General features: G+C 60.8%; 21 protein-coding genes. 7 read left to right on the top strand and 14 right to left on the bottom strand.

Going from position 1 to position 19,515, the window contains the following annotated elements; genetic code table 11:
- Positions 1–473 precede the first annotated feature (473 nt).
- The 7 genes from V1292_RS21940 to V1292_RS21910 form a co-directional block, all read right to left on the bottom strand.
- Positions 474–953, bottom strand: coding sequence for a S26 family signal peptidase (locus V1292_RS21940; RefSeq protein ID WP_334377119.1), 480 nt, complete (start codon positions 951–953; stop codon positions 474–476).
- A gap of 29 nt (positions 954–982) precedes the next feature.
- Positions 983–1,447 carry a DUF2840 domain-containing protein gene (locus tag V1292_RS21935; protein ID WP_334374751.1) on the bottom strand — a complete coding sequence of 155 codons (465 nt, stop codon included), beginning with the start codon at positions 1,445–1,447 and terminating at the stop codon, positions 983–985.
- A gap of 247 nt (positions 1,448–1,694) precedes the next feature.
- The gene (locus tag V1292_RS21930; RefSeq protein WP_334374750.1) at positions 1,695–2,576 is read right to left on the bottom strand and encodes a replication initiator protein A; all 882 of its coding nucleotides are present in this window, start codon (positions 2,574–2,576) and stop codon (positions 1,695–1,697) included.
- Positions 2,576–2,857: a helix-turn-helix transcriptional regulator gene (locus V1292_RS21925; RefSeq protein WP_334374749.1), complete on the bottom strand. Its 282-nt coding sequence runs from the start codon at positions 2,855–2,857 to the stop codon at positions 2,576–2,578. The genes V1292_RS21930 and V1292_RS21925 overlap by 1 nt, the downstream gene beginning before the upstream one ends.
- Before the next feature lie 130 nt (positions 2,858–2,987).
- A complete protein-coding gene (locus V1292_RS21920) occupies positions 2,988–3,521 on the bottom strand; it encodes a DUF2285 domain-containing protein (RefSeq protein WP_334374747.1) in 534 nt (177 codons plus the stop codon).
- A gap of 46 nt (positions 3,522–3,567) precedes the next feature.
- Positions 3,568–3,756, bottom strand: coding sequence for a transcriptional regulator domain-containing protein (locus V1292_RS21915; RefSeq protein WP_334374746.1), 189 nt, complete (start codon positions 3,754–3,756; stop codon positions 3,568–3,570).
- Positions 3,757–3,891: 135 nt separating this feature from the next.
- Positions 3,892–4,188: a DNA -binding domain-containing protein gene (locus tag V1292_RS21910; protein WP_334374745.1), complete on the bottom strand. Its 297-nt coding sequence runs from the start codon at positions 4,186–4,188 to the stop codon at positions 3,892–3,894.
- Between the two features lie 188 nt (positions 4,189–4,376).
- Between V1292_RS21910 and V1292_RS21905 the strand changes: the two genes are divergently transcribed.
- On the top strand, positions 4,377–4,628 hold the full coding sequence (locus V1292_RS21905; RefSeq protein ID WP_334374744.1) for a helix-turn-helix domain-containing protein: 252 nt from the start codon (positions 4,377–4,379) through the stop codon (positions 4,626–4,628).
- 200 nt (positions 4,629–4,828) lie between these two features.
- Here the strand turns inward: V1292_RS21905 and V1292_RS21900 are convergent, their stop codons facing one another.
- The 7 genes from V1292_RS21900 to ku form a co-directional block, all read right to left on the bottom strand.
- Positions 4,829–6,019: a DUF932 domain-containing protein gene (locus V1292_RS21900; protein ID WP_334377118.1), complete on the bottom strand. Its 1,191-nt coding sequence runs from the start codon at positions 6,017–6,019 to the stop codon at positions 4,829–4,831.
- A 360-nt stretch (positions 6,020–6,379) separates the two neighbouring features.
- Positions 6,380–6,688 carry a DUF736 domain-containing protein gene (locus V1292_RS21895; RefSeq protein ID WP_334374743.1) on the bottom strand — a complete coding sequence of 103 codons (309 nt, stop codon included), beginning with the start codon at positions 6,686–6,688 and terminating at the stop codon, positions 6,380–6,382.
- Positions 6,689–7,379: 691 nt separating this feature from the next.
- Positions 7,380–9,395 (bottom strand): ParB/RepB/Spo0J family partition protein, encoded by a 2,016-nt coding sequence (locus tag V1292_RS21890; RefSeq protein ID WP_334374742.1) that lies wholly within the window; start codon positions 9,393–9,395, stop codon positions 7,380–7,382.
- 818 nt (positions 9,396–10,213) lie between these two features.
- A complete protein-coding gene (locus tag V1292_RS21885) occupies positions 10,214–11,878 on the bottom strand; it encodes a recombinase family protein (protein ID WP_334374740.1) in 1,665 nt (554 codons plus the stop codon).
- Between the two features lie 222 nt (positions 11,879–12,100).
- Positions 12,101–12,718, bottom strand: a complete 618-nt coding sequence (locus V1292_RS21880) for a cell envelope biogenesis protein TolA (RefSeq protein ID WP_334374739.1) — start codon at positions 12,716–12,718, stop codon at positions 12,101–12,103.
- A gap of 22 nt (positions 12,719–12,740) precedes the next feature.
- Entirely contained in the window at positions 12,741–13,646 is a 906-nt protein-coding gene (locus tag V1292_RS21875; protein ID WP_334374738.1) for a ribonuclease Z, read from the bottom strand.
- Between the two features lie 83 nt (positions 13,647–13,729).
- Positions 13,730–14,656 (bottom strand): non-homologous end joining protein Ku, encoded by a 927-nt coding sequence (gene ku / locus V1292_RS21870; RefSeq protein ID WP_334374737.1) that lies wholly within the window; start codon positions 14,654–14,656, stop codon positions 13,730–13,732.
- A gap of 181 nt (positions 14,657–14,837) precedes the next feature.
- Between ku and V1292_RS21865 the strand changes: the two genes are divergently transcribed.
- The 6 genes from V1292_RS21865 to V1292_RS21840 all read left to right on the top strand — a co-directional run bounded on the left by V1292_RS21865 (position 14,838) and on the right by V1292_RS21840 (position 19,410).
- Positions 14,838–15,242, top strand: a complete 405-nt coding sequence (locus tag V1292_RS21865) for a hypothetical protein (RefSeq protein ID WP_334374736.1) — start codon at positions 14,838–14,840, stop codon at positions 15,240–15,242.
- 22 nt (positions 15,243–15,264) lie between these two features.
- The gene (locus tag V1292_RS21860; RefSeq protein ID WP_334374735.1) at positions 15,265–15,711 is read left to right on the top strand and encodes a hypothetical protein; all 447 of its coding nucleotides are present in this window, start codon (positions 15,265–15,267) and stop codon (positions 15,709–15,711) included.
- A gap of 2 nt (positions 15,712–15,713) precedes the next feature.
- A complete protein-coding gene (locus V1292_RS21855) occupies positions 15,714–16,442 on the top strand; it encodes an SOS response-associated peptidase (RefSeq protein ID WP_334374734.1) in 729 nt (242 codons plus the stop codon).
- 126 nt (positions 16,443–16,568) lie between these two features.
- Entirely contained in the window at positions 16,569–16,835 is a 267-nt protein-coding gene (locus V1292_RS21850; RefSeq protein ID WP_334374733.1) for a hypothetical protein, read from the top strand.
- Between the two features lie 48 nt (positions 16,836–16,883).
- A complete protein-coding gene (gene dinB / locus V1292_RS21845; RefSeq protein ID WP_334374732.1) occupies positions 16,884–17,987 on the top strand; it encodes a DNA polymerase IV in 1,104 nt (367 codons plus the stop codon).
- Between the two features lie 310 nt (positions 17,988–18,297).
- On the top strand, positions 18,298–19,410 hold the full coding sequence (locus V1292_RS21840) for an NAD(P)/FAD-dependent oxidoreductase (protein WP_334374731.1): 1,113 nt from the start codon (positions 18,298–18,300) through the stop codon (positions 19,408–19,410).
- The last annotated feature ends 105 nt before the right edge of the window (positions 19,411–19,515 follow it).

The raw sequence follows: 19,515 nt of genomic DNA, 5'->3' as shown, positions 1-19,515 counted from the left end.
TTGCACAAGCCGACGGCTCTCGCCGCGTTGATTTCGCTGACGATTTGGAATGGAGCGATGGCTTGATCATTCCGGATGCCTCTTAAAACCTCAGCCGCACCAACCACATGCGCCCGGCCGAAGGCGGCGCTTTTCCCTTGCCGTCCGTCGTCGGTCTGCCCCTGCTCCCAACGACTCCCCGTCAAGAATGCGAAGCACTTCGACACAATGCGATTCCGCTCGTTTGCAGCGTGCGCGACCTCAGACCTGCAAACAGTCGAGCCGCCACAGAGCCGCAAACGGCAATCCCAGCAAAGGACGAGCGTGCCACCGTGCTCGCGACCATCCAGGGTAAAGCTGCTTCGCGCCGGCCGTTGGCCGCCCTGGACGGCCGGTGCGCGCGGCGGCTGCGACAGCGTTGGTCGGGACGGAGGAATGGTGCCGCGCCCGATCGAACAGAGGAATGGCGGATAGGGTGCACACGGACCGCAGGATCAATCTTGCCATATCCAAACGGGAAGTACGCGACCAATGACAGCCGTTGCCGGTGTCATTCCGAAGTAGCGCCCGTCGAAAGATTCCGCAGATTGCCAATTCATGAGGAAGAGTTCGCCTTCTCCGACGAGGTCGCATCCCTGCCACACTGGCAACGGTCGGCCGCGGCTGTCGCGCTCCCGCGCCTTCCCCGACTCGATGCCATCGACAGATATGTTGCTCCCGTTCCTGCACACCATTTGTCCGGGAAGCGCCAGCACGCGCTTAAGCATCGGAACTCCTTTCGGCAGATAGCCATTCAGGTTCAGATAGGTTGCCAGCGGCTCCTGCGGTCGAACGGCGACGAGTTCGGTGACATAGTGGCTGCCCGCCGGACGAACGCGATACAGGCCAACAGGCACACTGTGGGAAGCATTCCAGACCAAGAGCGGATCCAGCTTTGCGAAGATCGTCCCGGCGACAATGGCAACCGCGCCGATCGCCAAACCGAGCGTTCGGTTGCGGGTCGTCACGGGCCGGCCCTCCGCCGATGCAGCCAAGCCTGGTGGCGTGACTTTGTGTAGGCGCGCGGCGTTTCGTTGACGGACAGGCGGTTGTGGACGTGTTGCCAATAGTCGGGGGCGGCGTCGGCGGGATCGATGCCGAGCGCTTCGACGGCATCGATCAACTGCAACACGCGCTCCACCTTTGGCCAACCTGACAGGCGCAAGAGAATCTCACCGCCAGGCTTGACATAGGGGACAGTCGAGCAGCGTTGGCCCGCTGCTACCGCTCGCAAGATATCGATGCGGGAAACGATCGTCCCAAAATCGTTCGACATCCAGCGCACGAACGCAAAAATGCTGTCGGGCGCGAACGACAGAACGCGTCGATTCCGGTCGAGAATTCGCTCCTCGGCCACGCGACCGAAACGAATTCGGTTCTCGATGCGCTTTTCCAGCCAGACGAGCTCGACCTGCGTGAGATCGCTCATGAGGCCGCTCCGTCTGCTAGAAGATCGAACGCCTCGGGCCGTGCGCGCAGATCGCGCCCCAAGTTATGCACAGCGAGGAAAACGGCGCGGTCCGTTAGAAGAAATCCGAAGGATTTCTGGTTAGTAAGGTTACGGCGCCTGGAACGCGATTGATGACAATCGCTTGAGACAGATTCCGGTCCCCGATAGCACGAGGATCCGGTCCCCGATGGCACGAGGGTTGCGGTCCCTGATAGCACGAGATGATTCACAGCTTCTCTCCAGCCTGAAGTGGGAGACCTCGCTTGCGAAGCCGCTCCACGAACGGATCGGTGCAACGGGGCGCGAAGCTCAGACGTTCGACGCCGTTTGGGTCGCGCGTGATCACGAGCTCGTAGCCGGGTAAGGTCTGCCGCCGGACGATCTCGCGCAGGTCAAAGGCAAAATGTTTGAGCGGCGAGAGACTGCCGGACTTGGCGTGGAGATGCAGAAAGTCAAAACTCCAACCGCCCTGCTGGCGACCGCCGTGCTTGCGGACAAGCCGGTAAAGCCAGCGCTCGAGTCCGCCAGTCAAACCGAAATAGGCGCGGTCGATCGTCAGCACGAGCGCGTCATCGCGAACGCCGGCATAGAACCAGTCTGGCACTATCAGTTCGAGGCCCATTGGGCGCCCGTTGGCGTCGGCCGTCTCCTTCCATTCGTTGATCCAGGAGAAACGATGCCGCCGCCGTTCAGCCGGTTGCCGGATCGAAGTCAGCACCGAGGTCGACTGCAACCGATCGAGACCCGCCTTGAGCCGATCGTAGTCGCGCACGCTGGTGCCGCGGCCAACGAATGTCAGAATTTCGTAAGGGGTTGCCGCCATCAGACGCGAGGTCTTCAGCCCGGCATCACGCGCCTCGACAATTTGCGAAGCTGCCCAGATCAGAACGTCAGCATCCCAGATCGTCGCCATGCCATGTTCCGGCACCGGTTCGACCCGAATGGAAATGTTACCCGCCCGGAAATCGATCGGCACAACCCGCTTTGACTTGGCGAGCGAAAAGAATGGATAGGCCATCAAATCCTGGGCGTCGCGCGGCGCCAGATCACCGGGCAAGGCACGGAACAGCTCGAGCTGGCTGCGCTCGGATCGTAATTTGTGCCGCATCAGCGACGTACCTGGCCGGCATAGGGGCGCAGTGCTGGCTGCTTCTTCGCAGGCAGTACCGTCCCCTTCCCGGGGTCGGACGTCGATGTCTTGGCGCCGAGATCGGCCCAGGCCTTCAGATCATCAAGCGCATAGACGACGCGCCCACCGATCTTCCGATAGGTCGGTCCAGTGCCGTAGGTACGGTGCTTTTCCAAGGTGCGACCGGACAGCCCGAGGTATCGCGCAGCCTCCGGCGTTCGGAGGAAGCGTGGCGGCAGGCCGGCCATAGGATCGGGCATTCGAGGGCTCCATGAAGGGATCGCGCTATCGCTGCGGTGACAGCGTGAATGCGGTGATCATGGAGGAGCATTCCCTCGCAGGGGGATGCCGAAGATCGAGGGGTGAATTTTCGATACCCCTGAAAGAGGCCTATTTGTCCTTGCGTCTTGCGCGCAAGAGTTCGCGATAACCGCCGCGCATCAAGGCGAGGCCGCGCTGCACGAGGCGGATCGTACGATTGCGCAGATCGTGCGTCTTCCAGGCGCGCTCGGGGATACGCTTTTTGCCAAAGAGGCCTTCGGCGATCGCGCGATAGTTTTTGCCCTCATTGCGTCCATCCAGCGCACGCAAGACAAGGGTCATCCGCTGACGTCGGTGTGGAGCATGGTCAGCGAGCGGTCGACAGGGAGAACGGCCGCTCAGCGTACGCCAGAGCGATTGGGCAGCCTGGGCGCGGAGTTCAAACGACGAGTCCAGTGGCAGCTCTATGGCTTGCGACGCCCCGGCTGCAGGCAGTTCCTTCAGCCACACGCGATGCGTGGCGTCACCAACGCGGAGCACGGCATGCCAGCCATCCGTGGTCTGCCGCAGCTCGCCGGGCGACAGTCTTGTCAGATCCAGATCGATGGGTTGAGCAGAAGCTTGCGACGAAGAAGTGCTCACCGACAAAACGGTCGGCAGCACCTCTGGCGCCCAAAAGACAATCTGCTCGTAACAGGCTTTTTGCGGGTCAGCCGCGAAAAGTCAGGCCCCATTTCTTCCGGAATTCGGCCGGAGCGCCGTTAAGTGGATTCGGAAGCGAGCAATAGTGCTTTCGGTATTCTGGGTTACGACGCAGGCATTCCCAGGCAAGACCAGTCAGGTCGGCGTTCTGCACTCTTGAATAGGCCTCGGGCGAGCGCCAATCGAATTCCGGCATTGTACTTGACCTCACGCAATACGGTGCGGCATTGCAGCACGAAAATTGTGAACCATTTGTGGTTGCAATGCGTAATGAACCGTTTGGTTACGCGAAATATTTCGTAACGAAGAAATTATTCTGCGCCATTTGGATCTACACGTCCCTGTCCGGCTCCTTGGCGGGACCACCGCGAAGCAAATGGCCGTAGCCACGGCTTGTCATCCATTTGGCGCGAGCCAGATGGCTCTCGAAGGCCGTTCGCGCACGCTCCGGATACTGGTCCGGATCGATGTGAAGCACGATGCGCGCCACCTCGCGCCAGTCGGCATTCTCAGCGTCTGCATCCAACAGCCGGAGATAGGTGACGACATGTTGCTCGTCATAGGCCGTCAGCACGGGGCTATCCGGTGCCAGGTCCGCAACATCAGGGTCCAGTGGGGGTGACGGCATAAAACTCCTTCGAGAGCTCCGGGGCTGCGCCTGCCAGCTGATAGCCCCAGTTTAGTCCTATTCAAGGCAGTTCGCAGCCGAGCTTCGCGAAAGTTTGTTATTCCCGGAAGGCAGTCGAATTCGACGCAGTTGGGAATACATACTATAGGAGATAAACCTCATAGTATGTAAAGAAGCAACTTGCGCGAATGGATATGCGCAAGTTGGTTGGCCGAAACTTCGGGCGACTGCGGAAGCAGAAGGGCTTCACGCAGGAGAAGTTTGCGGAAGCATCCGGCTTTACCCAACAATACATCAGCGGTCTCGAAAACGGACGTCGCAATCCGACCATCGTTACATTGTTTGAACTCGCAACGACCTTGGGCGTGAGCCATATCGATCTTGTCCTACCAGATGATGAATCGCGCAGCGAACGGTCCAAATCCTCCAAGAAAAAGTGAAAGATTCCATCTGAATACTTCGTACTGACGAATGTGCCTCTGTTCTTTTCGCGCGAGCCGGGCCGAAGGTCCGGCGAGCGCCGGCGCAGACACACGTCTGCCGCCGCCGATCCGCTTGCCGGATCGGCGGCGGCGCACCTGGCGCATGAACGGAAATGGAAAGCAGCCGCGCAATTTTCTCAAATTGCGCGGCCATGTTGCTAGATGGCGCGTTCCATCAATCGCTTGGCCTTCCCTTCCAGCTCCAGCCGCGCATCCTGATGGGACTTGGTCCGGGCCAGCGCGGTGATCCCTTGCACGAAGTCAAAGACGCTTTCCGGTTTCCGGTTCTCCTCGCCAAGCACGGTTTCAATAATCTTCGCGGTCTCCGATTTTGAAAACCCGCCCTTGCGCAAGAAACTTTCCCGATCCTCGTCGGTCCGGGCAACAATCCGACCGCGCGCGGCCTTGACACCGGCAACGAACGGCGCCGGTGAAGAGTTGGCGAAGCTTGTCAACGCGGGGGCGGCTTCGTGCGCAAAACGCTGGGCCGCGAATTTGGAGTGCCGGATCGTGATTTCTTCGAAGTTCTCGACGCCCCACAGATTGCGGTTCATGCAGACGGCGCGGAGGTAGAAACTGGCAATTCCGAGTGTCTTGCTGCCCACTTCGCTGTTCCAGCAGTAGAATCCCCGGAAATACAAATCCGGTGAGCCATCGGGCAATCGGCCGGCTTCAATCGGATTCGTGTCGTCAACCAGAAAAAGGAACACGTCACGATCGCTGGCATAGAGCGTCGTCGTATCCTTGGTCACGTCTACGAACGGATTATGGGTCATCGTGCTCCAATCCAACACGCCGGGGACTTTCCACCGCGTGTCACCGGTGCCGTTGCCAGCGATGTTCATGACGGCGGCGACCAGTTCATGATCCCAGATGCGGCCGTAATCCGGCCCGGTCACGGCGCGAAGTTCGACACGTCCGTTATCGGTTTCCAGGGTTTTGACGAGTTCAGCACGATGGGACAGCAAGCCGTGCTGCAGGTTGATGGCCGACAAGGCTGCGGGAAGCTGACGCAAATAGGAGGTTGGCGCGCCGACCAGCGTGCACAACTGTCCAAAACTCCAATGCGTCGGCATGACCTGTTGCTCACGTCCGGGCACGATCAAAGCAAGCCGTTCTGAACTATCTCGGTTCGCTTCTACCCGGATGGCCCGGCTTTCCACGGTCCGCGCCTGCGCGCGCTCCGCCCTGCCCCGCACTGCCTCGTACAGATCGGAAAGGTTCAGAAAGCGTTCGTCATCGGGTCGCGCAAACCATTCCGAGGAAACACGGCCAATCCGCTGGCCACGCGATACGTCCACGCGGAAACCGCCGGAAACAGGCTGTTCGCTTTGGGTCAAGGTCGTCATGTTCATGGTCTTCTCCTTTGGGCTTGGGTTGAAGCGCAGCGCTGCGCTGCAACCCTGCCCGTCGGCGAGACCTGGGGTAGCAAGGGCAAGGGCGGCTGGACGCGGAGGGGGATCACCCGCCTGACAAGGGCGCGCGACCACGCGCGCGTCTGCACGCGCCTGACAATCAAACCGTCAAGAAGATCTATGGCGCGGAAGACCGGGGAAACCCGTCCGGCCGGCACGCATGGCGTGCTTCACCCTTGCCCGCGCGAGGGCGGAGCCCTTAGCAGTCCCTTAAGCAAAAATGCTCTTCTTGCTTCCAAAAGCAAAAAAGCCCCGCCTCCGAAGAGGCGGGGCGCGCGAGATTTAAGGTGAGGATCAGTCGCCGCTGCGGCGAGACCAGATCAGGGTGAACTCGTCGCCGTCGACCTTCACCAGCGAGGCGTAGATCGGTGCCGGGAAGCTCGGGTCGTCGAGCTTGACCGAGAGGTACTCGCGATCGCTGTCGCGGGCGGTCTTCTTCCAGGCAGCGCCGAATTCGGTGGCGCCGGCGAAGATGCGGTAGTCGGGCGCCTTATCGTTCTCCTTGTCGCTCGGGGAGAATTTCGCCTTGATGTTGAGCGTCAGCGTCTTGATCGAACCGATGTAGCCGTTGTCCTGTGCGGTGAAGGTGCCGATGGTAGCCATGGTAAGTCTCCGTTTGTTGCTCGGGCCGCGCCCATCGCAGCCTCGATGGCGATCCTTGGCCCCGGGGAGCGATCGGCCCGCAGCCCTTGGGCCCGCAGCGTCAGTGGAGGACGGCGTGAGCCTGCTTTTTTGACTCCCGCGAGGAATGCGCGTCTTTCGCGGCAGGGGAAAAAAGCAAGCGGAGCCGTTGCGGGAAGGCGATCGAGGCCTTTGGCCGGCCCTCGGGCCTGATCAGCCATTCGAGGTTGCGTTGGACGCGAGCCAATGAGTGCACTGATGGAGAGCACCATGGCTTCCGGTATCTCCACAGCACAAGGACGCAGCTTGATCGATCGAGCACTTGCTGAGCCACGCGCATCTACGGCCACGACGACGCGGCGATGCAAACGCAAGCAAACGCCTTCGCAGTCTATCGTGTCGGGTCGAAGGCAACTCGGGAAAGCTTTCGAAGATTATCCGACAATGGAGCGTTTGGCGAAGATCGCGCCTCGCCGAACAGAGGTCGGCGACACGATAGCCCCAACAATCCAGCAACAGGTGGCGCATTTCCGAGAGATTGCGCCTGCTTTCGCCAGGAGGGCTTGAGCGACATGCAGCTTTGCCAACTGTGGATCGGCCGCGCGTCACAAAGGCGCACGGCCGAAATTTTTGGCAATCAGGCGGGGCCGCTAACGCGGCCCCGCCCGGCTTTTCACTCGGCAGCCTCCGAATAGGCCTCGCCGCCTTCAACATCGCTCGGCGTTTCCACCGGTTCCGCAACAGGCTTGGCCGTTCTCAGCAACACAGGGAGCCAATCCGTCGGGACCAGCAATTGTTCGGCCGCTTCCGCCATGTCGAACTTCTTCATGTCGGCCATGCGCTCGGCCGCTTCCTCGCTCACGCCTTCTCGCACAGCTTCCAGAATACGCGCCTTGGTGACGCGTCCCAGATAGCTCCGCGCGGTCGGCCGCCAATAGCCAGTCATATCGAGCGAGACGGCTTCCGCCAGACGATCCGCCGTCGCTATCGTCCGCGGCTTGCGCTCCCACGGCAATCTAACGGCGTTGACGGTTAGGGCAACGCAATGCGCGAACAGCGCCAGCCGGCTGTCGGGATCCAGTTCGGCCACGAACGTCCACAGGGCGGTCACGTCGCGCGGCATCTGCCTTGCCCAATTGGCGTGACGATCTGCACATGCCCTACCGCTCGGGGTATCCTCGATCCCGTCGGCATGCGCCGCCAAGTCGGTCTTGAGCGGCTGGATGCCGACGATATGCGCGTCTGCTCCGAGATAGAAGATTTGCGTTGTCAGGGCGTGGGTCGCCGCGACAATGGCGACCTCAGGGTGCTCAGCCAGATTGAGCCGAAGCCCCAAAGTGCGATGCGCGGTGAGATCACGGACAAGCATATCAGACAGGGGACGGTCTTCCTCTTCTTCGTCGCCGGTCTCTTGCTCCCCATCTCCCTGCTCGCCAGCTTGGCTGGAGTCACCATTGGTGTCATCCGGGCCAGACGTATCGCCACCTTCTTCGCACTCGGCTTGGGGTTGTTCATCCCCAGGGCGAATGAACCCGCGTTCAATCCTGATCGTGCCGTCATGATTGAGGATGACGAACGCACCACCACGCGCGATGTGGCCGGGGTCGTAAGCCTGACGTTTGCCTTCCAGACGATCGATCTCGGCTTCAAGCTCGCCGAACCGCGCATCCACGTCGTCGGTGAGTTCGTCGGCCGTCTGGTGCTGTTCGGTGAGACGGTCGAACTCCGCTCTCGCCGCTCCGAGCGCGGCCTGATCGTCCGTCGATAGTTCTACCGGATGCGGATAGGTCCGCCGCATGCCATGCGCGTGCGGGAAATCCAGATGGGCTTCGGTCCATTTCCAACCCTCCGCCTCTCTCAAGGCGTCTGCAGCACGCCCGAGCTTTGCGGTGACCAGAAAATCAAGAAGCGCCACGTCTTCCAGATAGCCGCCGCGATCCTCGGTGAAGAGGTCGCGGAGGATGGTGCCGCCCGCTTCCGTGTAAGCATCAATCCCGACAAAGCGCGCGCGGCGGTCGGTGGCGGACACGTGGGTTTCAGTGAGAAGGCGGCGGATGGTGCTGGCGTCTCGGGTATAGGATAGCCGATCAAAGACGCCCTCTTGGCGGGTGTGATCGGCGGTGATGGCAAATGCCATCAACTGTTCCAGGGTCAATTCACCTTCGCGGTAGACCTGCATCAGTCTTGGAGAAACCGCACCCAACCGAAGGCGCTGCCGCACCACATGGGGCGTCACGCCGAAACGGGCGGCGATTTCTTCCGCGCCGAACCCGCGTTCGTCGGCGAGCTTCTTGAACGCCTCGAACTGGTCGGCGGGATGCATGTTTTCGCGGGTGACGTTCTCGTCCAAACTGATCTCGTGCGGATCGTTGGCGGTATCGACGATGCAGCGGATCGGCTCGGTTTTCTTGATTTCCTTCCGCTTCACCCGCAGAAGCTGGGCAAGCCGCCTGCCCTCGCCGATGGTCACGAAATAAAATCCTGTGGGGGCACCTTCCCCATCAAGCTCCGGTTCGACGACAAGATTTTGCAGAATGCCTTTGGCGGCGATGCTCGCCGCATAGGCTTCAATCGCCGCCTCGCTATGCGGCGTCTTCCGCGCGTTGTTCGGCGACTTCTTGAGCTTGTTGAGCGGAATGAGAATCCCGGTTGCGCTCTCAGGATTGGTTTCAACGCGCTTGGCCGACATGATCGATCTCCTTTGCTTTCATGGGTGCAAGGCGCACTCCGCGCCTGCGCCCCTGCCCGTCGGCGAGACCGGGGGTAGCAAGTGCCAGGGCGACCCGGGCGGAGGGGGATCGCCCGCCCTAACAGGGCCGCTCGAAGAGCGGGTCTGCACAAGCGCGTGCCAAGCGTTCGGGCGTGGAGATCCGAGAAGCGCGGAAGACCGGGGAGACCGCGCGGGTCGGCGCCGGCGCTTGCCGGCGCTTTACGCTGGCGCGCGCGAGGGGCTGCGCCCCTTAGTCCCTCAGTGAAGGACGCGTGCAGTGCGAGCGAATTCGCCTGCGGGCGACAAAACAAAAGAGGCAGCCGCAGGAGCGTCAGCATAGCGCCGACGCGCGAACCGCGGCGGGACGCGGGACCGACTGCAGTCGCGAGACCGGTTAAGAAGGCACCCGCAGAGGGGCAGTGATAGCGACGCCGGAATGAAATGACGGCGGGCCCCGAAAGCGAGTGCCTCCGGCGAGCGACTCATGATCGCGCGAGGGATCGAAGCCGAATGGCCGAGACGCCGCGCGGCTCGGTTCACGAGAGCCCGGTGCGGCACTTGCCGCTCGCGCAAAGGCCATCTAACTGATCGGAAGCGGCCTCTTTTTCAACTTCGGAAAATCAGAATTTTCATTTGACCGGTCAGGCAAATCAGTGTTCTATGGGGCACCTGGGATGTTTCCAGGGAGAATGTAATGTCCGACCAGTGTTCCGAGCTCGTCGAGATTTCGAAGCTCAATGGCGATTTCAGGAGAAACTACGGCAAGGTATTGGGCGCAATTCTCTATCTGCGTTCCATTAGTGCCGCGCGCGGACGTTCCTGGTTTTGGGCCGGCTTGGTTTCTTTCGCTTGTTCTTTCGTCTTGGCCTGGTTGGCGAGACACGGTTGGCCGATATAAATCTCGCTTTGATGTCCCGAATAAGTTCGCTAACGGTGTCGACGCGAACGGCCTGGTGGCGAGCTAAAAGGCCATCTGACAGCGTCAGGTAAGGCGTCGTAGTGTCCGCTGAGGCCAACAATACATAGTCTTGAACCACCTCGTTGGAGTCGTTCAGTCGCAAGTAAACACACAGCTCGGATCGCTCCTTCCTCAGGTGGGCTCTCCATAGCGCAACGTGGTTTGGAGTTCTCTTCGCCATTTTCCGGACCACCTGAAACGAGATGATCTTTCTGCGTCCGTGCCGTGCCAGCCCCGTACCATCGCCGATTGGATTCAAGCGAATCCCGAGATCGGTCCTTAGCGCCTCCGCAACCTGTGTTGCGAGCTTTGACAAAACCTCGGTCCAGTGATCTCGCACGTCGAACCATCTGCAGTCGCGCGAACCTTCATAGCCGATGAGCTTGTAGGCGTTTCTTATCGAGCCGAAATGCTTGACGTAACATGCGGGAGAAGGAAGTCCGGGCGCGTTTTTGATGATACTGGAGCTAAGCTTTCCTTTGCGACCGAGCGTGAGACGGAGCCTGCGCAGCATCTGGTCTTCCGGGATTGAGATATACCGCTCGGTCATGATTTTTTGGGCGCGCGCGAAGAGGTCTTGATCAACCACTGGAGCGACCACCGATGAGGTCCGAATCCACAGGTGATCAGGGTTGTTGACCTGCTTCTGTCCAAGGCGCCGCGAGGTGCGGTTGTAAACGATGTTTCCGATATAGTTCTCGTTCTTGAGAATGTAGTGGACCATGAGGTAGGACCAAGGACGCCCATGGTGATTGGGGATATTCGCCCTATTGAGCTGCCGTGCGATTTCAACGTCGGTCTTTCGCTCCACGACGAACTGCTGGAATATCCATCTGACTATCGCGATCTTTTCGTCAGAACCGAGCCGAAGCCGCACACGGTCCGTTTTCAGGGCCTTGTACTCGCCCTTCGCCAGCCGACCTTTCGAGCGTTGCTCCTCATCGACCATCTCCCTGCCGAGCCCGAACGTGGGCGAGCCACCAACGCGATAGCCAAGGCCCGCTATTTGGCAGTGGCCGGCGTGCACCTTGACGCCAAGCTCCCGGCTGAACTCAGCCGCCATTACGCGCTTGATGTTCTTTAAGATGCTCGACAGAAGGCTTCCGTCGTTTTCGAATTGTTCAGCGCAATAGGCAACCTTGACGCCGCTTCGCTTGCAGACAAACTCATAATGCGCGCTCTCATCGACATCCTGGAAGCGTCCCCATCGGCTGACGTCGTAAACCAGAACGTGCTCAAAGTCCGTGTTTCCTGATTGAACATCCTTGATAAGTTCGGCGAGGGCCGGCCGCCGGTTGATCCTCACTCCGCTGCGCCCTTCGTCGACATAAGTCCGAACGATAGTAAGGTTTCGTTGCTGCGCGTATGCCGCGATGGCGGCCGCCTGGTTCTGGGTCGAATAGCGCTGAAGATCGGTGGACATTCGAACGTATTGCGCCGCGCGAAGCGCCTTCTGGGCTTTTGCCAGTTGGGTATTGCGGCGAATGACGAGCGCATTGCCCATGGATCAACGCTCCGGGCGGAAAACGCAATGAGGAGCGACCGGTTCCTCCAGGGGCCAGGGACAGCTTTGCTCCGCCCGAAAGCGCTGGATGCGCTAATCGCTTTGTTGGAGAGCAACAGGCTGCGGCGCTCACCGTTCACCAGAGTATCAATCGTATCGAGCAAGTGACGGGCCGCGGTGTCATGGTTATCCACTCACCGGTTGCTTCCAGATAGTGGCTGCTTACCCTCGCGCCCGTCGCAACGCAGCTTCCAATCGCGTCATCTCCTTCTCCCAACGCGCCTCTTCGGCCTGCGACTCGTCCTCGAGAGCCTCCAGCTCGGCTCGAATGCCGGCTGCTTTCTCTTCGTGCTTCCGACGGGCTGCGTCCAAGGCGCCTTGTGCCTTGTCGATGGCGTGCTGCCGTCGCTCGCGCTCCTTCTCGCGGGCGGCTTCTTCCTTCGCGCGTTCGCGCTCGCGGCGATTGTGCTCCTTTTCGAAAGCGATGGCGGCCTTCCGGTCGGCCGCCTGGTCGTTTCCTCGCCTTGGGGGCTTCGGTGCCCTTCGGCCCTGCGATTTGCGGCCTGACGTCTTCGAACCGTGGTCGCCGGCGAGATCGGTAGGCAGTTCGGCGTGCTCCTTGAAGGGCCCGCTGGACCCGACGGGGCGTTTCAGAACGACCCCCGGCGCCGACATGGTCGCCTCGATTACGTCGGGATCCTCGCTTTGCTTTGCCGCGCCTTGGTGAAAAAGATTGCTGTCCGCGCCCCAGGCTTCCAAAGCCGCCTTCATCGAAGGCGCCGCTATCGCCAAATCGAAAAAGCCCAATGATGTCTCGTAGGTCTTCAGCTTCTTCGCCATGCATGTACTCCGCAGCGGCCGGCTAGATCACAATATGATCGAAATCCATCGCAATCCGGCTATTTGGAAACGTCTTCTTGGCCTCCGCCAATAGGTCCTCATCGGAATAGCGCCCGGAAATGTGAGTCAGGACGAGCTGCTTCACGTCGCACATAGCCGCAAGCGCGGCCGCTTCACCTGCGGTGAGATGTCCGTAGTCGCGCGCAATCGCCGCGTCGCGGTCCAGAAACGTAGCCTCGATCACCGGTACGTCTGCGCCACGAACCAGTTCGGCCAATCCCTCGGTGGTGTCGGCATCGCCCACGATGACGAGCTTCCTGCGCCGCTCTGGCGGACCGAGGACGCCTTCGGGATCAATTGTCCTACCGTCCGCGAGTGTCGCCGGTCTTCCTCCCGCCAGCTCCTTGCGCACCGGACCGTCGGGTACACCGAGGGCGGCGAGCCGGTCCGGCCGAAGGTGACGGCGAGCCCGACTTTCAAATGAGAAGCCGAAGCTCTCGGTATCGCGGTGGCGGACCGGGAAGCAGGCAATTGTGAACTCGCCTCCGTCAATGACCTGACCTGCCGTCAGCGGAACAAGTTCGAGTGGAATGGGTGCCCTTCCCTCGCCCCAGAGGCCGGCGAGCATCCCGACGACGACTTCGAGTGTGGCCGGGCTTGCATGAATCGTCATGACATCAGCGCTCTGTCGCAGCCGCAGGGTCGAAAAGAGACCGGGAATGCCAAGCACGTGGTCGAAATGGCCGTGGGTCAACAAGAGCCTATCGAGCCTTCGAAAGCCCGCCCCGCTGCGCAGCAGCTGCCGCTGCGTCCCCTCTCCGCAATCCACCAGAATGCGGTGACTTCCGGCCTCGACGAGGAGACCAGGATGATTCCGATCAGCCGACGGAACGCTTGCCGACGTCCCCAGGAATGTGAGCGCGAACATTGGAGGCCGGCTTCCCCCTCTTACCAGTGTTGGTAGTCGAGAACGCTCACGCCCTTGTTTTCTCCGATCACACGGTATCCCAATCAGGCCGACTTGCGCTGCGGCCTGGCTGCCGGCTTCTTCGCCGCCGTTTCCTTCGCCTTTTTACCGGCGATCGGCATCAACATTTCCTTCTGTCCGGCTGCCGCCTTGCGTGGCTTTTTCTCCGGCTTCTTCGTGGCCTTCGTTTCGACCGCAGCCCCACCGACGCTTCGTCGCAATGCTTCCATCAGATCGACCACGTTCTCGCCGCGCGGCCGCTCCTTTGGCGTGATCGGCTTGCCCGCACGCTTCTGGTTGATGAGATCGATCAGGGCCGTTTCGTACTGGTCCTCAAATTTCTCCGGCTCGAAGCGTCCGGACTTCTGGTTCACGATATGCCTGGCGAGATCCAGCATGTCCTTCGTAATTTTAACGTTCTGGATCTCGTCGAAATACTCGTGTTCGGAGCGCACTTCGTAGGGATACCGCAGGAGTGTCCCGACCAACCCTTTGTCCAGCGGCTCAAGCGCGATGATGTGCTCGCGATTGGTCAACACCACGCGGCCGATCGCGACCTTGTTCATCTCGCGGATGGTCTCGCGGATGACCGCGAAGGCGTCGTGACCGACCTTCCCGTCCGGACGCAGGTAGTAGGGACGGATCAAGTAACGTGGATCGATCTCGGACTTCTCGACGAACTCGTCGATCTCAATGGTGCGTGTGGACTCCAGCGCGAGCTCTTCGAGCTCTTCCTTGGTCACCTCGATGAATTGGTCTTTCTCGAGCTGGTAGCCCTTGACGATGTCCTCGTTCGGTACCTCGTCACCGGTATCCGCGTCGACCTTGAGGTATTTGATGCGATGGCCGGTCTGCCGATTGAGTTGGTTGAACGAGATTTTCTCGGACTCGGAGGTGGCCGGATACAGCGCGACCGGGCACGTGACGAGGGACAGACGCAGAAAGCCTTTCCAGTTGGCGCGGGGGGCCATGTACGCAGTACTCCGTTTTCGGGGCAGCTCGGATTCAAGACGATCGAAAGGGGCTGGTTCCGACACTCCGTCCCTGTTTTGCGGCTCTCAATTTGGATACGCCCCTCGCGACCAGAAAAATCATTTCCCATCCGCCGTTGGTCGGACTCGACATTTGTTCTTGTTGTGTTCTAATTATGCCATGAGCGATCGACCCGCGGGCTGGCGGATGCCTACCCCGAAACAAATGGAAAAGCTGGCCGCTTCGATCGGAGGTAAAGCCCCGGGGGAGCGCCCGCTTGGCCCACAGGACGAGATGCCGGACGAATATTGGCAGGCCGTGCTGAATGATGCCTATGTCGGCAACAGACCTTTGGGACAACAGAGCGAAGGGCAGCGCCTCTCCGAAATCCCGCAGCATGTCCTGCGGGTGTCCTGTTGCAGGTGCGAGCGCATTGTCGAAATCCAGAAGGCAGATGCCATCCGCCTGTATGGGCAGCAAGCCAGCTGGAGGGAGGTCGGGCAACGACTGCTCGACAACACTTGCCAGAACCGGACTGGCCGCCATGAGGAAGACGGCTGCTGGCCGACCTTCGAGCCCATTTGATCAGAGCCCGGCGTCGTTCCGGATGGCCCCCCATCATCCGACGCCTCTGTCCGGCGGAGACCGTAAGGCCTTGAAGAAGGAGCTCGGCAAGGCGCGGGCGATGACAGGCATTTTGGCCGCGCAGTCGGACGAGCTGCGCGCCAAGGGAGACGCACTGATCCGCCAGGCCGATCGGCTCCTGGCTGAAAGCTGGAACGAGCGGATGTGGGCGGACGGAGAACCGATCGATCCCTCACCGACCGTCGACCAGGCGATAAGCGGCGGCTATCCTTGGCTTCAGATCGAGTGCTCGCGCTGCAAGGCGCCGAGCCAGGTCGATCTCGCTGCCCTACCCCACCCACCGACAACCTTCGTTCATGATCTCGCCGGCAGGCTGCGCTGTCAGAAATGCGCTAAGGCGGGCCGGCGCCCCTCGGCGACGCTGCTGCAACTAACTCAGCGGCCGCGCAACGTGCCTCCGGAGGACTGAACGTGTGCAATCTCTATTCGATGACCAAGAACGTTGACGCGATCCGTCGCCTGTTCAGCGCACTCAACAGTCGCGTTGGCAACCTGCCTTCAATGCCCGGCATCTTTCCGGACTACCCAGCGCCGATCGTTCGTAACGCGCCGGACGGTCGTGAGATCGTCATGGCTCGATGGGGCATGCCGTCCTCCCAGGAGGCGCTCCTGGACGCCACCAAGAAGCGAGCCGATAGGCTCGAGGCCAAGGGTAAGCCGGTCGATTTCAAGGAATTGCTGCGGATGGAGCCGGACAGTGGCACCACCAACATCCGAAATGTGGGCAGCGCGCATTGGAAGCAGTGGCTCGGAACCGAGCACCGTTGCCTGGTCCCCTTCACGTCGTTCAGCGAGTACGACACGATCGATGGCAAGAAGGTGCCGGTATGGTTCGCTCCAGACGAAAGCCGCCCGCTGTTGGCGTTCGCCGGCCTCTGGACGAACTGGACCAGCGTCCGGAAGGCCAAAGAAGGAGAAGTCACGATCGACGTCTACGCCTTCCTGACCTGCAAGCCGAATGCCGAGGTGGAACGCGTCCATCCGAAGGCAATGCCGGTGATCCTGACCACAACCGAAGAGTACGATGTCTGGCTGCGCGCCCCCTGGGACGAGGCCAAGGCGCTCCAGCGGCCGTTGCCGGATGAGGCGCTAAAGATCGTTGCGACCGGCGAAAAGGAAGATCCTGTGCTGGCCGCTTGACCTTTTGCACAGGCGGACGGAACACGTGGAAAAGCAATAGCCATGCAATTCGGAATCCGTGACCTGTGTTAGCAGCCCGGAACGGACGGCGAGGCGTGAGGATTCGCCCGGTAGGAGCGATTTCGAATGCTGATGACGAAGGAAAAGCAACCAGCGATCCGGACGCTACGCGGCTGGGCGATTTCGGTGCTCAGCGAGGCCGGCGCCATTCGCGAATGCGAGGAGCATGGGTGGATGCAGGACCGCGCCGATCCGCATGCCCGCGACCGCGCATTCCAGATCGCTCGGACCGATCCGCCGGCCGGCGTTTCGTCGCAAGCGGCTACCGTCGCGATCGCCGAGGTGCTGGACTCGATCGGCGACACCTGCCCTGAATGCCCGTCGGCGGATTGAGGCTGACTTGGCCGCGACTTGACTTGCGGTGCCCTGTACAATCCGACCATGGTCCCTCCCAATCCGGAACACAGCGCTTCGAGCGCGCCTCACCGCAAGATCATCCATATCGACATGGATGCCTTCTACGCGTCGGTGGAGCAGCGCGATAATCCGGACCTGCGCGGCAAGCCGGTGGCAGTGGGCGGTTCGGCCGAACGCGGCGTCGTCGCTGCCGCGAGCTATGAAGCGCGCCAGTACGGCGTTCGCTCGGCCATGCCGTCGGTCACGGCAAAACGCCAGTGTCCGGATCTGATCTTCGTCAAGCCACGCTTCGAAGTTTACAAAGCGATCAGCCGACAGATTCGCGAGATCTTCGCCGAGCACACGCCGATTATCGAGCCGCTTTCGCTCGACGAGGCCTACCTCGATGTCACCGAAAACCTGCAAGGCATCCTGCTGGCCAGAGACATTGCGCTGCGGATACGAGAGAAGATCAAGGCGGAAACAGGCCTGAACGCGTCGGCGGGCATCTCCTACAACAAGTTCCTGGCGAAGCTCGCCTCCGATCACCGCAAACCTAACGGGCAGTACGTCATCTCGCCGGAGATGGGGCCGACTTTCGTGGAGACGCTGCCGGTCGGGAAGTTTCACGGCATCGGGCCCGCAACCGCCGCCAAATTCAACGCCCTCGGGATTTGGACCGGTCTCGACATTCGCAACCAGTCCCTCGCGTTCCTGCAGGAGAACTTCGGCAAGTCCGGCACCTATTACTATTGGATTTCACGCGGCATCGACGAGCGCCCTGTACGGGCCAATCGTATCCGCAAATCGGTCGGCGCCGAGAACACGTTCTCTGCCGACCTCGGAGAATTCGACGCGATGGTGGCGGAGCTCCAACCGCTGATAGAGAAGGTCTGGCGACATTGCGAGTCGGCGGGCGCCCGGGGGCGAACGGTCACACTTAAAGTGAAGTTCGCCGACTTCGAGATTATCACGCGCAGCCGATCCGTGTCTGCACCTGTCGCGAACCGCGATGATCTCGCGCGTCTGGCGATCGGCCTGCTGGAAGACGCCATGCCCCTTTCAAAAGCAGTGCGCCTCCTGGGAGTCTCGCTGTCTTCCCTGCAAGACGGCAACGACACGGAGCCGCAACTGGATTTCGGGATTTGAACCGGAATGGGCCAACGCGGTAAGCATCCGGCCAGTGTACGTGATGGCATCGGTCAACCGGCGTGATTAGTCTCAAGATACAGCCCTCCTTTCGTTGACTCTTGGTTCCAAACCGTTGGAACTGCACGCCAGAGGCCCGGGTTGTGTCGGCCCTTTCATCAGCGCCCACGTGCGCGAGCATGGTCGTTCCGACGGCGGACACGCCTGTCTCTAAAGGTGCGTCGATAAACTCAAGGAGACAAAGAGACAGCCGACGCGTTAGCATCCTGGACCTTCTCGGCGTTTTTGATAGCTTGCAAGTGGAGAGACCATGCGGGTTGTGATTTGCGGCGGTGGCGTAGTGGGCGCCTGCACAGCCTACTTCCTCAGCCGACGCGGCGCTCAAGTGATCGTGGTTGAGAGCACTGAGGTTGCCGCCGCAGCATCAGGAAAGGCTGGCGGATTTCTGGCACTCGACTGGTGCGCTGGCACGCCGCTAGACGCACTGGCCCGACGCAGTTTCCAGCTGCACGCTGCATTGCCGAAGGAGATCGCCGACGATTGGGGCTATCGTCCTATGACCGCTTACAGCGGCTTCGTAGCTTCCGAGCGCGACCCGCGTCGCCAGAAACCTTCGGAGCTTGATTGGCTCTCCAACGGCGTTGTTATTGGGTCGCATTTAAGCACCACTGAGACGACGGCAATTGTTCATCCCCGCATGTTCACCTCCGCTATGATGCGCGCCGCCCAAGCCCGCGGCGCCGAACTGCGCCGCGGCCGCGCGACTGGCGTGGTGAGGCATACCCACGCCACGACTGTGCGGGGCGTCGAAGTTGATGGCGACATCCTTGAGACAGACGCCGTCGTTGTCGCCATGGGACCGTGGTCATTGCTGGCGGCGGAATGGATGAGCTTGCCGGCCGTTTTCGGGCAGCGTAGTCCCAGTCTTGTCTACGACACCGGCGCAGACGTTCCCCCACACGCACTATTTTTAGACTATCACGACGAGACCGAGACCGGCGACATGGTGAGCGTCGAGGTGTTTCCGCGCGCAGACGGCAGCACCCACATTACGGCTCTATCCGACGTGGTCCCGCTGCCGATCGACCCCGCCGCGGTAAAGCCGGATTCAGAGGCCATCGGTCGCCTGCAGGCCATCGCCGAACGATTGTCGCCGGTCTTCCGCCCAGAAAGGATCGTTGCGCGGCAAGCCTGTTTCCGTCCGGTCACACATGACGGCTTGCCACTGATTGGCAAAGTCCCACGCAGCGAGGGACTCTATGTCGCCACCGGGCACAATGTCTGGGGTATCCTGAACTCACCAGCGACAGGCGAAGCAATTGCCGAGTTGATCGCTGATGGCGCAGCACAAAGCGTCGACTTGGCGCCGTTCAATCCGATGAGACTGCCTTCGCTCGACCCTTCGCTTCTGCGGACGAGTTGAGTTTCGGTCGGCACGATGATTCTAATCCTGCATCACTTGAGTAGTGGCGTGGAGTTCTTGAGTGGCGGTGCATAGCGATTCTGGCAAGCCGTCCCGTCGCAAGAT

Origin of the sequence: Bradyrhizobium sp. AZCC 1719 (assembly GCF_036924525.1) — a bacterium.
Taxonomy (GTDB): domain Bacteria; phylum Pseudomonadota; class Alphaproteobacteria; order Rhizobiales; family Xanthobacteraceae; genus Bradyrhizobium.
Note: the sequence above shows the minus strand (reverse complement) of the source record. Positions and strands in the feature narration are given on the sequence as shown.

What these genes read in the sequence shown, in the direction of transcription:
- V1292_RS21890 (WP_334374742.1), bottom strand. Translation starts at nt 9,395, where the DNA reads ATGTCGGCCAAGCGCGTTGAAACCAATCCTGAGAGCGCAACCGGGATT.
- ku (WP_334374737.1), bottom strand. Translation starts at nt 14,656, where the DNA reads ATGGCCCCCCGCGCCAACTGGAAAGGCTTTCTGCGTCTGTCCCTCGTC.
- V1292_RS21885 (WP_334374740.1), bottom strand. Translation starts at nt 11,878, where the DNA reads ATGGGCAATGCGCTCGTCATTCGCCGCAATACCCAACTGGCAAAAGCC.
- V1292_RS21930 (WP_334374750.1), bottom strand. Translation starts at nt 2,576, where the DNA reads ATGCGGCACAAATTACGATCCGAGCGCAGCCAGCTCGAGCTGTTCCGT.
- V1292_RS21915 (WP_334374746.1), bottom strand. Translation starts at nt 3,756, where the DNA reads ATGCCGGAATTCGATTGGCGCTCGCCCGAGGCCTATTCAAGAGTGCAG.
- V1292_RS21880 (WP_334374739.1), bottom strand. Translation starts at nt 12,718, where the DNA reads ATGGCGAAGAAGCTGAAGACCTACGAGACATCATTGGGCTTTTTCGAT.
- V1292_RS21840 (WP_334374731.1), top strand. Translation starts at nt 18,298, where the DNA reads ATGCGGGTTGTGATTTGCGGCGGTGGCGTAGTGGGCGCCTGCACAGCC.
- V1292_RS21925 (WP_334374749.1), bottom strand. Translation starts at nt 2,857, where the DNA reads ATGCCCGATCCTATGGCCGGCCTGCCGCCACGCTTCCTCCGAACGCCG.
- V1292_RS21895 (WP_334374743.1), bottom strand. Translation starts at nt 6,688, where the DNA reads ATGGCTACCATCGGCACCTTCACCGCACAGGACAACGGCTACATCGGT.
- V1292_RS21875 (WP_334374738.1), bottom strand. Translation starts at nt 13,646, where the DNA reads ATGTTCGCGCTCACATTCCTGGGGACGTCGGCAAGCGTTCCGTCGGCT.
- V1292_RS21910 (WP_334374745.1), bottom strand. Translation starts at nt 4,188, where the DNA reads ATGCCGTCACCCCCACTGGACCCTGATGTTGCGGACCTGGCACCGGAT.
- V1292_RS21865 (WP_334374736.1), top strand. Translation starts at nt 14,838, where the DNA reads ATGAGCGATCGACCCGCGGGCTGGCGGATGCCTACCCCGAAACAAATG.
- V1292_RS21860 (WP_334374735.1), top strand. Translation starts at nt 15,265, where the DNA reads ATGGCCCCCCATCATCCGACGCCTCTGTCCGGCGGAGACCGTAAGGCC.
- V1292_RS21935 (WP_334374751.1), bottom strand. Translation starts at nt 1,447, where the DNA reads ATGAGCGATCTCACGCAGGTCGAGCTCGTCTGGCTGGAAAAGCGCATC.
- V1292_RS21900 (WP_334377118.1), bottom strand. Translation starts at nt 6,019, where the DNA reads ATGACGACCTTGACCCAAAGCGAACAGCCTGTTTCCGGCGGTTTCCGC.
- V1292_RS21905 (WP_334374744.1), top strand. Translation starts at nt 4,377, where the DNA reads ATGGATATGCGCAAGTTGGTTGGCCGAAACTTCGGGCGACTGCGGAAG.
- dinB (WP_334374732.1), top strand. Translation starts at nt 16,884, where the DNA reads ATGGTCCCTCCCAATCCGGAACACAGCGCTTCGAGCGCGCCTCACCGC.
- V1292_RS21850 (WP_334374733.1), top strand. Translation starts at nt 16,569, where the DNA reads ATGCTGATGACGAAGGAAAAGCAACCAGCGATCCGGACGCTACGCGGC.